Consider the following 11782-nt stretch of genomic DNA (forward strand, 5'->3'; position numbering starts at 1 on the left):
CGTTAACCACCACATACAGCGGCCGAACCCCCGACTCCACCGGAAACACCAGAATAAAATCCCGATACTCCGGCGGATAAATCGGATTCACCAGAATCTGCTTTGCAGCCTCCGTCGGCGGATAAATCCACATCACCGGCGCTTGTGGTGCAGCCTCCAATGCCGGTATGCCAAGGGTGTCGCCAGGATCAATGGCCGGCGTCCAAATCAGCTCCACACCCTCGCCAAGATCCGCCACGAACTGACTGTCACGACTCTGAAACTGCACCACATCGATCATCTGCCAGTCGGTATTTTTACCGGTGTAAAACCCATATCCCTTCAGCGTCCCATCGGCGCGTTGCTCGATATGCAACCGCATCCGCGAACGGGCTTTTTGCAGGTGACGAAGCTGCTCTTCGCTATAGAGCGCACTGTCGCCAAGCTCCGACGGCCAGGCCAGCGCCACCAGCCCTGCAAGCAAACCCCCAGCGGCGGCACCGACCGCCGCAGCCGCGGACTCCAACGCGGATGTACGCAGCACAAGCTGGCCAAGCCCAACGGGTAGGGCACTACCGCTGATTTTCCTGAGGGATACGCCGCCTTGGCTGTCCACTTCCCGTCCGCCTAACAGCGTGAAGTGGCCGTAATCCTTGATCAGCTCAAGCGGCACATAACCGGTGGGGTTGTTGTAGCTGATGATCCCGTCGGGCAGTTGGCACGACTTGGCGAATACATGGCCTGGAATTCTCGCGGGTTCAGGCGTGGGCGCGGGAGGGGCTTCATACAAATCAATGAACGGTGAATACGGAATCTGCTTAGGCTGCGGCGTCAGGATTCGCCGCTTCAGCTGCTCTTCTTCGGTAATTGGATACGCGCGCTCTGTCATGGCTGCTCACTTCCCTGTGCAAGGAAGCGAGCCTATGAGAGCGGAGAAGAACCTGAAATTCTCGTTGTTCGATGGGAGGTGTGGGAAAAGTCACTTTAGCAATCGCTACATTGATTCAAGCACGTTTACTCTGCCTGAGAGCGCTGTATCTGCGCGCCCAACTGCGCGGCTTTATTACGTAACCCGTCCAACCGGTCGTTCAACTCCTTGTATCCAGGCTTCCAGAAAAAAACGCCGCCTTCGCTGCTTTGTCCAAGAACGAGGTCATTGAACGAGCCCATTCCGCCGTATGCAGAGCGCAAATAGGTGATTCCGGAGTAATCGGATGCTTGCAATAAGGTTTTGGCCTTACGCATCCATCGGCTCCAGTGATTGTCCCCATCACTTTCCAGCAGGATGGCAAGTTCCTCAAGCACATCGATTAGCTCTGCGGTTTTTGGGCCCATAGTGGGAAATCCTTAAAAGCGGAGTTTTCGTAACGGTTCAAAGCACATGCCTGGAAATCACCCTCGATATCTCAACAATCGACGTCTTCCCCGTGAACTCAAACTTCACTTTCCCCACCGCCGAAAAGTAAATCTCCAGCTCCGAATCCAGATCGAACGTCCCGGAGGTTTCCACCGAATACGCGACGATGTTTTTGTACGGCAGGGACGTGAAGTCTTTTTTGCTGCCGGTAATCCCTTGCACGTTCACGGCGATGATGCGCTTGGTGGTGAACACCACCCCATCGCGCATGGCCTTATAGGAATCGATGACCTGCTCATCATCCAGCAGCAATGACGAAACGCGCTCGGCGTATTCGTTGTTCTGCTTGAGCTTGAAGAAGCCTTTGTTGTTGAAGTCGATCATGTGCCTTTCCTTGGGTGAGTGGTGCAGCAGACGCCGGTACCGGTGTATGACGTTTTGCTCGCGGATCTGTATCTAACGGCGTTCCTTTTATCGACCTACCATGGCGCCAACAACCCGCCGGCCATTACAAGGTTTTACGTCGTCAAGGAGCCACACCATGCCCGAACTCTCCAGCCTGCTTGCCTACGGCCTGATCTCGCTCGGCATGGTACTGACGCCCGGCCCGAACATGATTTACCTCATTTCGCGGTCGATCTGCCAGGGGCGATTGGCCGGGCTGATTTCCCTGGGCGGCGTTGCGATGGGTTTTGTCGTCTATATGTTCTGCGCGGCATTGGGTATCACCGCGTTGGTGATGGCGGTTCCCTATGCCTACGACGCGCTGCGGCTCGGCGGGGCGCTGTATCTGGTTTACCTGGCCTGGCAGGCGGTGAAGCCGGGTGGCCGGTCGCCCTTCCAGGTGCGGGACTTGCCCAAGGACAGCCCGCGCAAGCTGTTCATGATGGGCTTTGTCACCAACCTGCTGAATCCCAAAGTGGCAGTGATGTATCTGTCGTTGCTGCCCCAGTTTATCGACCCCAACGGGCACGCCAGTGTGCTGTCGCAATCGCTGGTACTGGGCTTTACGCAGATCATGATCAGCGTGAGCGTCAACGGGCTGATCGCTCTGATGGCGGGCTCGATCGCGGGGTTCTTCATCCGCAAACCGGTCTGGCAAACCGTACAGCGCTGGTTGATGGGCTCGGTGCTGATGGGCCTGGCTGTACGCATGGCGGTCGAAGGCAGGCGGTAAGTCGCGCATTACAGAATCGCCTTCAGGTAATCCTTGAGTGCGTTGAGCGGGGCATTGAGTTCTTCGAGTGTCGTCGCTTGGCGCGCATCCACCGCAAGCCGTTGCAGCTCGCGGCCCATCACGGTGTGTGCACCGCCCAGGGATTCGAGGGCCAATGCCAGGCACTCGTCGATCTTATGCTGGATGGCGTTGATATCGCCCTTGCGCACCAGCAAGCCAAACACTTCCCGCTCATAGCCGTCCATGACCATGTCGTCCCGCAGAATCGGGCTCGCGCCTTCGGTCTCATGCACCAGCTTGAGCGCAAAAAGCGCTACAGCTTCCAGCGTCTGTTCCATGGCCAAGGTTCCTCTTTTCTCGCGTTCGCCCGCCCATCATCACTTTCCTGCAGGCGAAAAAAAAGACCTTGAATTTCAAGGTCTTTTTTTAAGATGGTGCCCCGAGGGAGACTCGAACTCCCACTCCTTTCGAAAACGGATTTTGAATCCGCCGCGTCTACCAATTCCGCCATCAGGGCTCAATGGCGGCGAAGTATAGAGATGAGATTACCGTTGGTCAATCACGTTTCATGGTCAATTTTCACTATTTCCGCTAGACTTCCCGGCCCTGCTAGACGAACCCCATCATGCGCGTTGCTGACTTTACTTTTGAGCTCCCTGATTCGCTGATCGCTCGCCATCCTTTGGCCGAGCGTCGCGCCAGTCGACTGCTGACCCTGGACGGGGTCAGCGGTGCCCTCGCACACCGTCAATTCACTGATTTGCTTGAGCATTTACGCCCAGGCGACTTGATGGTTTTCAACAATACCCGGGTGATTCCGGCTCGCCTTTTTGGCCAGAAAGCATCCGGCGGCAAGCTGGAAATCCTGGTGGAGCGGGTGCTGGACAGCCATCGCGTGCTGGCCCATGTGCGCTCCAGCAAGTCGCCGAAACCGGGTTCGAAGATCCTTATCGATGGCGGTGGCGAAGCAGAAATGCTGGCCCGTCATGATGCGTTGTTCGAGCTTGGGTTTGCCGAGGAAGTGTTGCCGCTGCTGGAACGCGTCGGCCATATGCCGTTGCCTCCTTATATAGACCGCCCGGATGAAGACTCGGACCGCGAGCGTTATCAGACGGTGTATTCCCAGCGCCTGGGCGCGGTGGCTGCACCGACGGCGGGGCTGCATTTCGACCAGCCGCTGCTGGATGCGATTGCCGCCAAAGGCGTTGAAACGGCCTATGTGACCCTGCACGTGGGGGCCGGCACGTTTCAGCCGGTGCGTGTGGATAACATCGAAGACCACCATATGCACAGCGAGTGGCTGGAAGTCAGCCAGGACGTCGTGGATGCGGTTGAAGCGTGCAAGGCGCGCGGCGGGCGGGTGGTGGCGGTCGGTACGACCAGCGTGCGCTCGCTGGAAAGCGCGGCGCGCGATGGCGTGCTCAAGCCGTTCAGTGGCGACACAGACATCTTTATCTACCCGGGCCGGCCGTTTCATGTGGTCGATGCCCTGGTGACCAATTTCCATTTGCCGGAATCCACGCTGTTGATGCTGGTGTCGGCATTTGCCGGTTATCCCGAGACCATGGCCGCTTATCAAGCCGCCATCGATAACGGATACCGTTTTTTCAGCTACGGTGATGCGATGTTTATCACCCGTAATCCGGCGCCGCGCGGCCCAGAGGAACAATCATGAGTCGTATGTCGTTTGAATTGCTGGCCACGGATGGTAAAGCTCGCCGCGGCCGTTTGACTTTCCCTCGCGGTACCGTCGAGACCCCGGCTTTTATGCCGGTCGGTACCTACGGCACGGTAAAAGGCATGCTGCCGCGTGACATCGTCGCCACGGGCGCCGAGATCATCCTCGGCAACACCTTCCACCTGTGGCTGCGCCCGGGCACCGAAGTGATCAAGAAGCATGGCGACCTGCATGACTTCATGAAGTGGCAAGGCCCGATCCTCACTGACTCCGGTGGTTTCCAAGTGTTCAGCCTGGGCGCCATGCGCAAGATCAAGGAGGAGGGCGTGACCTTCGCCTCCCCGGTGGACGGCGCCAAAGTGTTCATGGGCCCGGAAGAGTCGATGCAGGTGCAACGTGACCTGGGCTCCGACATCGTGATGATTTTCGACGAGTGCACGCCGTACCCGGCCGATGAAGACGTCGCGCGGATTTCCATGGAACTGTCGTTGCGTTGGGCCCAGCGCTCGAAAAACGCCCATGGCGATAACACCGCTGCCCTGTTCGGTATTGTGCAGGGCGGCATGCATGAAAGCTTGCGCAAGCGCTCGCTCGAAGGCCTGGACAAGATCGGCTTCGACGGCCTGGCCATCGGCGGCCTGTCAGTGGGCGAGCCCAAGCACGAGATGATCAAGGTGCTGGATTACCTGCCGGGCCTGATGCCGGCTGACAAACCTCGTTACCTTATGGGCGTTGGCAAACCGGAGGATCTCGTAGAGGGTGTGCGCCGCGGTGTGGACATGTTCGATTGCGTGATGCCAACCCGTAATGCCCGCAATGGGCATCTGTTCATCGATACAGGCGTGCTGAAGATCCGTAACGCGTTCCATCGCCATGATGAATCGCCGCTGGATCCTACCTGTGACTGCTACACCTGCCAGAACTTCTCGCGCGCTTATCTGCACCATCTGGACAAGTGTGGGGAAATGCTGGGTAGCATGTTGAATACCATCCACAATTTGCGTCACTACCAAGTCCTGATGGCTGGTTTGCGCGAGGCTATTCAACAGGGTACATTGGCCGCCTTCGTCGATGCCTTCTATGCCAAGCGCGGGCTGCCTGTGCCGCCCTTGGACTGAGTTTTCCGACCCTAAGATTCACTATTTGCAACTGGAGTGCTAAATGAGCTTTTTTATCTCTGATGCCATGGCTGATGCCGCTGCACCGGCCGCTGCCGGTCCTATGGGCGGTGGTTTTGAGTGGATTTTCCTGGTCGGCTTCCTGGTCATCTTCTACCTGATGATCTGGCGTCCACAGGCCAAGCGCGCCAAAGAGCAGAAGAACCTGCTGGGCAGCTTGCAGAAAGGCGACGAAGTCGTGACCACTGGCGGCATCGCCGGCAAGATCACTAAAGTGTCCGACGCTTTCGTGGTTCTGGAAGTCTCCGACACCGTAGAAATGAAGTTCCAGAAGGGCGCCATCGCTGCCACGCTGCCAAAAGGCACGCTCAAAGCGATCTAAGTAACAACCTTTACCAATCGACGGGGCGCGCAAGGCGCCCCGCGTTATAAGCGGGCGGCGTGATGCTGAACAAATACCCTCTGTGGAAATACGTACTGATCCTGGCGGTGCTGGCGATCGGTTTTATTTATTCCGCTCCCAATCTCTATCCTGATGACCCGGCTATCCAGATCACTGGCGCCAGCACTGCGCTGCAGGTCAATCAGGCTGATCTGGACCGTGCGAGCAAAGCGCTCACCGACGCGGGTATCCAGGTTAAAGCGGCAAGTTTGGCTGCTGATGCGAAGGGCGGCTTGTTGCGCCTGACCAAGCAAGAAGACCAATTGCCGGCAAAAGACGTTGTGCGCAAGGTCATGGGTGATGACTACGTCGTCGCACTGAACCTGGCACAGACCACGCCAAAATGGCTGCGCGCGATCGGCGCACACCCGATGAAGCTGGGTCTGGACTTGTCCGGTGGTGTGCACTTCCTGCTGGAAGTGGACATGGATAAGGCCCTCGACGCTCGCCTGAAAGTCTACGAAGGCGATGTGAAGAGCCTGCTGCGTAAAGAGCGCCTGCGTTATCGCAGCCTGCCGCAGCTCAACGGTGCCATCCAGCTGGGCTTTGCTGACGAAGCAACCCGCGAACAGGCCCGTGCGCTGATCCGCAAGAACTTCAACGATTTCGACATTGTTCCGGCCGACCTCAATGGTCAGGCGGTACTGCGTCTGGCGATGACCCCGGCCAAGCTGGCGGAAATCCGTGAATACTCGATCAAGCAGAACTTGACCACGGTACGTAACCGCGTCAACGAGCTGGGTGTGGCCGAGCCGATCGTTCAGCGCCAGGGTGCCAACCGCATCGTGGTTGAACTGCCGGGCGTGCAGGACACCGCTGAAGCCAAGCGTATCCTGGGTAAAACAGCCAACCTGGAATTCCGCCTGGCGGCTGAGCCGGGTGCTACCCGTGCTACTGCAGAAGAGTTCGAGTTCCGTGAAGGCAATCGTCCACCTGCACTGATCGAGCGTGGCTTGATCATTACGGGTGACCAGGTGACCGACGCCAAGGCTGGTTTCGGCGAGCACGGTACGCCTGAAGTGAACATCCGCCTGGATGGCCACGGCGGCGAACTGATGAGCCGCGCAACCCGCAGCAACGTCGGTCGCAGCATGGCGGTGATCTTCATCGAGCAGCGTCCTGTCACCACCTACACCAAGCAAGTGTTCGACGGCGTCGAGAAAGACGTACCGGTACAGACCTTTAAAGAAGAGAAGAAGATCATCAGCCTGGCGACCATCCAGTCGCCGCTGGGTGCTCAATTCCGCATCACCGGCCTGAACGGCCAGGGTGAGTCATCCGAACTGGCGCTGCTGCTGCGTGCCGGTGGCCTGGCCGCCCCGATGTACTTCGCTGAAGAACGTACCATCGGCCCGAGCCTGGGTGCTGACAACATCACCAAGGGTATCGACGCTGCACTGTGGGGCATGCTGTTCGTCTCCCTGTTCATCATCGCCATCTATCGCTTCTTCGGCGTCATCGCCACCGTCGCGCTGGCGGGCAACATGGTGATGCTGCTGGCCCTGATGTCGCTGCTGGGTGCAACGCTGACCCTGCCAGGTATCGCCGGTATCGTACTCACCATGGGTATGGCGGTTGACGCCAACGTACTGATCTTCTCGCGGATTCGTGAAGAGATTGCTGCGGGCATGACCGTGCAACGGGCAATCAACGAAGGCTTCGGCCGGGCATTTACTGCAATTCTCGACTCCAACCTGACCACCCTGTTGGTCGGCGGGATTCTCTTTGCCATGGGCACCGGCCCGGTCAAAGGTTTTGCGGTGACCATGTCCCTCGGTATCTTTACCTCGATGTTCACGGCCATCATGGTGACCCGCGCAATGGTCAACCTGATCTTTGGCGGACGTGACTTCAAGAAGTTGTGGATTTAAGGGGCTGCCATGTTACGTACAATCAACTTCATGGGCGTTCGCAACGTTGCGTTCGGCTTCACCATGCTCCTTACCGTTCTGGCGTTGTTCAGCTGGTTCCATAAGGGCCTGAACTACGGTCTGGACTTCACCGGCGGTACGCTCATCGAGCTGACCTACGAGAAGCCGGCCGACGTTAGCCTGGTGCGCAACGAGCTGGTCAAGGCCGGCTATCACGAAGCCATCGTCCAGAGCTTTGGTGCAACCACTGACCTGCTGGTGCGTATGCCGGGCGAAGACCCGCAACTGGGTCACCAGGTAGCCGAGGCCTTGCAGAAGGTCGGCGGCGACAACCCGGCGTCGGTCAAGCGCGTCGAGTTCGTGGGCCCGCAGGTAGGTGAAGAACTGCGTGACCAAGGCGGCCTCGGCATGCTGATGGCGCTGGTCGGCATCATGATCTACCTGGCTTTCCGCTTTCAGTGGAAGTTCGGTGTCGGCGCCATTGTGTCGCTGATCCACGACGTGATCGTGACCGTGGGTATCCTGGCCTACTTCCAGATCACCTTCGATCTGACGGTATTGGCGGCGGTGCTGGCAATCATTGGCTACTCCCTCAACGACACCATCGTGGTATTCGACCGGGTTCGTGAGAACTTCCGGGTGCTGCGCAAGGCGACGTTGATCGAGAACATCAACATCTCCACCACCCAGACCCTGCTGCGCACCATGGCGACTTCGATCTCCACCTTGCTGGCGATTGCCGCACTGATGGTGTTCGGTGGCGACAACCTGTGGGGCTTCTCGCTGTCGCTGTTCATCGGCGTGCTGGCGGGTACCTACTCGTCGATCTACATCGCCAACGTGGTACTGATCTGGCTGAACCTCAACAGCGAAGACTTGATCCCTCCTGCCAGCACCGGCAAGGAGGTCGACGACCGCCCTTGATGGGTGATTGTTGATCTGCTGTTACAAATAAGGCGCGAGTATTGAACTCGCGCCTTTTTTTTTGCTCCAAGGCTGGGTATAGCGCGGATCGTTCGGTCCGTTTGTGATGGTCAGGAGGTTCACGTGAACAAGTCGTTACTGGTTGGTGCGGTATTGGGTGCTGTCGGTGTGACTGCCGGGGGTGCTGTTGCCACCTACAGCCTGGTAAAAAGCGGCCCTGAGTATGCGCAAGTGCTGGCGGTGCAGCCGGTGAAAACCCAGATTAAAACCCCGCGTGAAGTCTGCAAGGATGTTGCCGTAACCCGGCAGAAACCTGTGCAGGATCAGCATCAGATCGTCGGTACGGTGGTCGGTGCGCTGGCGGGCGGCCTGTTGGGTAATCAGGTCGGCGGCGGTAATGGCAAGAAGCTGGCCACCGTGGCCGGTGCGGTCGGTGGCGGTTACGCTGGTAACAAGGTTCAGGAAGGCATGCAGAACCGCGATACCTACACCACCACGCAAACTCGTTGTAATACCGTTAATGACATCAGCGACAAGGTTGTCGGGTACGACGTACGTTACACCCTGGACGGCAAGGAAGGCTCCGTGCGCATGGATCGTGATCCAGGCAACCAGATCCCCGTCGACAAGGAAGGGCGCCTGGTTATCGGTCAGAACCAGCCGCAGCAGTAATCCCAGGTATAAAAAAAGCACCCCGAGGGGTGCTTTTTTGTGCTCGCTCGCTTAGCGCTTCAGCGAAGCCGGCAGATGCGGCTGGATCGCCGTCAGGACTGCCTTGAAGCATTTGGTGTTGCCGGCAACCACGTGACCCTTCTCCAGGAAGTCGTGACCACCGGTGAAGTCGCTCACCAGGCCGCCCGCTTCTTGAATCAGCAGTGCGCCTGCAGCCATGTCCCACTCGGACAGGCCCGACTCCCAGAACGCATCAAAACGACCGGCAGCGACATACGCCAGGTCCAGGCTGGCTGCGCCGGCGCGACGGATGCCGGCGGTCTGGCCAACCAGGGCGCGGAACATGCCCAGGTAGTTTTCCAGGTTGTCCATCTGGTCGTCACGGAATGGGAAGCCGGTACCCAGCAGGGCGCCGTCGAGGCTGGTGCGACCGCTGACGCGCAGGCGGCGACCGTTCAACTGGGCGCCACGGCCACGGCTGGCGGTGAATTCTTCCTGGCGAACCGGGTCCAGCACAACGGCGTGTTCCAGGCGGCCACGGTATTTGCAGGCAATGCTCACGGCAAAGTGCGGGATACCGCGCAGGAAGTTGGTGGTGCCATCCAGTGGGTCGATGATCCACAGGTAGTCTTCGCCTTCGCCGCTACCTTTGTGCAGGCCGGTTTCTTCACCGAGGATGCCGTGGGTAGGGTAGGCCTTGCGCAGCGCGTCGATGATTTTCTGCTCGGCGGCGCGATCCACCTCGGATACGTAATCCTTGGCGTCTTTTTCGTCGACCTTGATGGTATCCAGGCGCTCGATGGAGCGGAAGATCAATTCACTGGCGCTGCGGGCGGCGCGCAGCGCGATATTCAGCATGGGCTGCATGGATGTGTCACCTAAGGTTGTTAAAGAAAGCCGAGCATTCTAGCAGAAACTTTCTTCAGGTGAAGGACGACGTTACCTTTCATGGCATAACCTTAGGCTGTTCTGTAAGATTTGCTCCCCTTTCCCGTGTCCGAGAGCGCCTCCCTTGCTGCAAAACATCCGTGTCGTCCTCGTCAATACCAGTCATCCCGGCAATATCGGCGGCGTGGCGCGAGCCATGAAGAACATGGGGCTGACGCGCCTGGTGCTGGTGGAGCCGCGGGTGTTCCCGCACCACGAGGCCGATGCGCGCGCGTCCGGCGCCAATGACATCCTCGAAAAAGCCCAGGTCGTTGCCACCCTGGAAGACGCTCTGGTCGGCTGCAACCTCGTGCTCGGCACCAGCGCTCGCGACCGTCGCATCCCCTGGCCGCTGCTGGATCCTCGCGAATGCGGGACCAAAGTCGTGGAAGAGGCCGCCGGCGGCGCTGAAATCGCCTTGGTATTCGGCCGTGAAGACTCCGGCCTGACCAATGAAGAGCTGCAGCGATGTCATTATCACGTGCACATTCCATCAGACCCTGAGTTCAGTTCGCTGAACCTCGGGGCAGCGGTGCAGGTGTTGAGCTATGAAGTGCGCATGGCCTGGCTGGCCGCTGAAGGCCAGCCAAGCAAGGTTGAAAAGGACGAGGTTGCATCGACCAAGAGTGGCGAGCTGGCCACCATGGACGAGCTGGAGCGATTCTATGAGCACCTGGAGCAAACCCTGGTGGCCATCGAGTTCCTCGATCCGGAAAAACCGCGGCACTTGATGGCGCGTCTGCGCCGGCTATACGGACGCAGCTCGGTCAGCCGAGCGGAAATGAATATATTGCGTGGCATCCTCACGGAAACCCAGAAAGCGGCCCGTGGCGAGCTTCTTAAGCGGAAGGATTAAAAATGTTCGAGCGTTTGCGAGAAGATATCCAGAGTGTTTTCCACCGTGACCCGGCGGCGCGCAATGCCTTTGAAGTGCTGACCTGCTACCCGGGCATGCATGCGATCTGGATCCATCGCCTGTCCGGCGCCTTGTGGGGCATGGGCTGGAAATGGCTGGCGCGGCTGGTATCGAACTTCGGCCGTTGGTTGACCGGGATTGAGATTCATCCGGGCGCCAAGGTCGGCCGTCGTTTCTTTATCGACCACGGCATGGGCATCGTTATTGGCGAGACCGCCGAGATTGGTGATGACGTGACCCTGTACCAGGGCGTGACCCTGGGCGGCACAACCTGGAACAAAGGCAAGCGCCACCCTACGCTGGAAGATGGCGTTGTAGTCGGGGCGGGCGCGAAGGTGCTCGGTCCGTTTACCGTCGGTGCGGGCGCCAAGGTCGGCTCCAATGCTGTGGTGACCAAGGCTGTACCGCCTGGCGCAACGGTTGTCGGCATTCCCGGGCGGATCATCGTCAAGCCGGAAGTGGGTGATGAGCAGGAAGCCAAGCGCAAGGCCATGGCCGAGAAGATCGGCTTCGATGCCTATGGCGTCAGCGAAGACATGCCTGACCCGGTAGCGCGTGCCATCGGTCAGTTGCTGGATCACCTGCAAGCGGTGGACGGCAAGCTGGACGGTATGTGCGGCGCCCTGAAAGACCTCGGCAGCAGCTACTGCGCCAAGGATCTGCCTGAGCTGCGCAAGGAAGACTTTGCCGAGATCAAGGACGAAAGCGCCACCAAGGCTGG

The 11782-nt window shown here is 58.8% G+C and carries 14 protein-coding genes and 1 tRNA gene; 9 read left to right on the top strand and 6 right to left on the bottom strand.

Going from position 1 to position 11782, the window contains the following annotated elements; translation table 11 throughout:
- The 3 genes from JV201_RS04885 to JV201_RS04895 all read right to left on the bottom strand — a co-directional run.
- Nucleotides 1-868 (bottom strand): S-type pyocin domain-containing protein (locus JV201_RS04885; RefSeq protein ID WP_219406590.1); only part of this gene is annotated, 868 nt, incomplete at its 3' end.
- Between the two features lie 125 nt (nucleotides 869-993).
- On the bottom strand, nucleotides 994-1314 hold the full coding sequence (locus JV201_RS04890) for a hypothetical protein (protein ID WP_008438441.1): 321 nt from the start codon (nucleotides 1312-1314) through the stop codon (nucleotides 994-996).
- Nucleotides 1315-1351: 37 nt separating this feature from the next.
- A complete protein-coding gene (locus tag JV201_RS04895) occupies nucleotides 1352-1720 on the bottom strand; it encodes a PH domain-containing protein (RefSeq protein ID WP_003210321.1) in 369 nt (122 codons plus the stop codon).
- Nucleotides 1721-1877: 157 nt separating this feature from the next.
- Between JV201_RS04895 and JV201_RS04900 the strand changes: the two genes are divergently transcribed.
- Nucleotides 1878-2513: a LysE family translocator gene (locus JV201_RS04900; protein WP_102605677.1), complete on the top strand. Its 636-nt coding sequence runs from the start codon at nucleotides 1878-1880 to the stop codon at nucleotides 2511-2513.
- A gap of 8 nt (nucleotides 2514-2521) precedes the next feature.
- Here JV201_RS04900 and JV201_RS04905 read toward each other — a convergent pair whose 3' ends face one another.
- Both JV201_RS04905 and JV201_RS04910 read right to left on the bottom strand, forming a co-directional pair.
- Nucleotides 2522-2851, bottom strand: coding sequence for a hypothetical protein (locus tag JV201_RS04905; protein ID WP_219406591.1), 330 nt, complete (start codon nucleotides 2849-2851; stop codon nucleotides 2522-2524).
- Nucleotides 2852-2945: 94 nt separating this feature from the next.
- Nucleotides 2946-3030, bottom strand: a tRNA-Leu gene (locus JV201_RS04910).
- A 108-nt stretch (nucleotides 3031-3138) separates the two neighbouring features.
- On the opposite strand from JV201_RS04910, the gene queA reads away from it, so the two are divergent.
- From queA to JV201_RS04940, 6 genes are all read left to right on the top strand, one after another.
- Nucleotides 3139-4188: a tRNA preQ1(34) S-adenosylmethionine ribosyltransferase-isomerase QueA gene (queA, locus tag JV201_RS04915; protein ID WP_008438293.1), complete on the top strand. Its 1050-nt coding sequence runs from the start codon at nucleotides 3139-3141 to the stop codon at nucleotides 4186-4188.
- Nucleotides 4189-4193: 5 nt separating this feature from the next.
- On the top strand, nucleotides 4194-5309 hold the full coding sequence (gene tgt, locus JV201_RS04920) for a tRNA guanosine(34) transglycosylase Tgt (RefSeq protein ID WP_003210314.1): 1116 nt from the start codon (nucleotides 4194-4196) through the stop codon (nucleotides 5307-5309).
- Between the two features lie 43 nt (nucleotides 5310-5352).
- Nucleotides 5353-5691: a preprotein translocase subunit YajC gene (gene yajC / locus JV201_RS04925; RefSeq protein ID WP_219406592.1), complete on the top strand. Its 339-nt coding sequence runs from the start codon at nucleotides 5353-5355 to the stop codon at nucleotides 5689-5691.
- 62 nt (nucleotides 5692-5753) lie between these two features.
- Nucleotides 5754-7622, top strand: coding sequence for a protein translocase subunit SecD (gene secD / locus JV201_RS04930; protein ID WP_219406593.1), 1869 nt, complete (start codon nucleotides 5754-5756; stop codon nucleotides 7620-7622).
- A 9-nt stretch (nucleotides 7623-7631) separates the two neighbouring features.
- Nucleotides 7632-8546, top strand: a complete 915-nt coding sequence (gene secF / locus JV201_RS04935) for a protein translocase subunit SecF (RefSeq protein ID WP_003210311.1) — start codon at nucleotides 7632-7634, stop codon at nucleotides 8544-8546.
- A 123-nt stretch (nucleotides 8547-8669) separates the two neighbouring features.
- On the top strand, nucleotides 8670-9218 hold the full coding sequence (locus JV201_RS04940; RefSeq protein WP_003210309.1) for a glycine zipper 2TM domain-containing protein: 549 nt from the start codon (nucleotides 8670-8672) through the stop codon (nucleotides 9216-9218).
- 51 nt (nucleotides 9219-9269) lie between these two features.
- Here the strand turns inward: JV201_RS04940 and suhB are convergent, their stop codons facing one another.
- Nucleotides 9270-10085, bottom strand: a complete 816-nt coding sequence (gene suhB / locus JV201_RS04945) for an inositol-phosphate phosphatase (protein WP_003175971.1) — start codon at nucleotides 10083-10085, stop codon at nucleotides 9270-9272.
- A 145-nt stretch (nucleotides 10086-10230) separates the two neighbouring features.
- Here suhB and trmJ point away from each other — a divergent pair, with 145 nt between their 5' ends.
- Together trmJ and cysE are read left to right on the top strand one after the other, a co-directional pair.
- Complete coding sequence (gene trmJ / locus JV201_RS04950; protein ID WP_003210307.1) at nucleotides 10231-11001, top strand: tRNA (cytosine(32)/uridine(32)-2'-O)-methyltransferase TrmJ; 771 nt, start codon at nucleotides 10231-10233, stop codon at nucleotides 10999-11001.
- A 2-nt stretch (nucleotides 11002-11003) separates the two neighbouring features.
- On the top strand, nucleotides 11004-11782 hold a 779-nt coding region (cysE, locus tag JV201_RS04955), incomplete at its 3' end, for a serine O-acetyltransferase (protein WP_003210306.1).

Source organism: Pseudomonas sp. Colony2 (assembly GCF_019382755.1).
Classification (GTDB): Bacteria; Pseudomonadota; Gammaproteobacteria; order Pseudomonadales; family Pseudomonadaceae; genus Aquipseudomonas.

Coding starts and splice junctions, on each gene's coding strand:
- JV201_RS04890 (WP_008438441.1), bottom strand. CDS start 1,314: ATGGGCCCAAAAACCGCAGAGCTAATCGATGTGCTTGAGGAACTTGCC.
- JV201_RS04905 (WP_219406591.1), bottom strand. CDS start 2,851: ATGGAACAGACGCTGGAAGCTGTAGCGCTTTTTGCGCTCAAGCTGGTG.
- tgt (WP_003210314.1), top strand. CDS start 4,194: ATGTCGTTTGAATTGCTGGCCACGGATGGTAAAGCTCGCCGCGGCCGT.
- JV201_RS04895 (WP_003210321.1), bottom strand. CDS start 1,720: ATGATCGACTTCAACAACAAAGGCTTCTTCAAGCTCAAGCAGAACAAC.
- JV201_RS04900 (WP_102605677.1), top strand. CDS start 1,878: ATGCCCGAACTCTCCAGCCTGCTTGCCTACGGCCTGATCTCGCTCGGC.
- secD (WP_219406593.1), top strand. CDS start 5,754: ATGCTGAACAAATACCCTCTGTGGAAATACGTACTGATCCTGGCGGTG.
- secF (WP_003210311.1), top strand. CDS start 7,632: ATGTTACGTACAATCAACTTCATGGGCGTTCGCAACGTTGCGTTCGGC.
- suhB (WP_003175971.1), bottom strand. CDS start 10,085: ATGCAGCCCATGCTGAATATCGCGCTGCGCGCCGCCCGCAGCGCCAGT.
- queA (WP_008438293.1), top strand. CDS start 3,139: ATGCGCGTTGCTGACTTTACTTTTGAGCTCCCTGATTCGCTGATCGCT.
- yajC (WP_219406592.1), top strand. CDS start 5,353: ATGAGCTTTTTTATCTCTGATGCCATGGCTGATGCCGCTGCACCGGCC.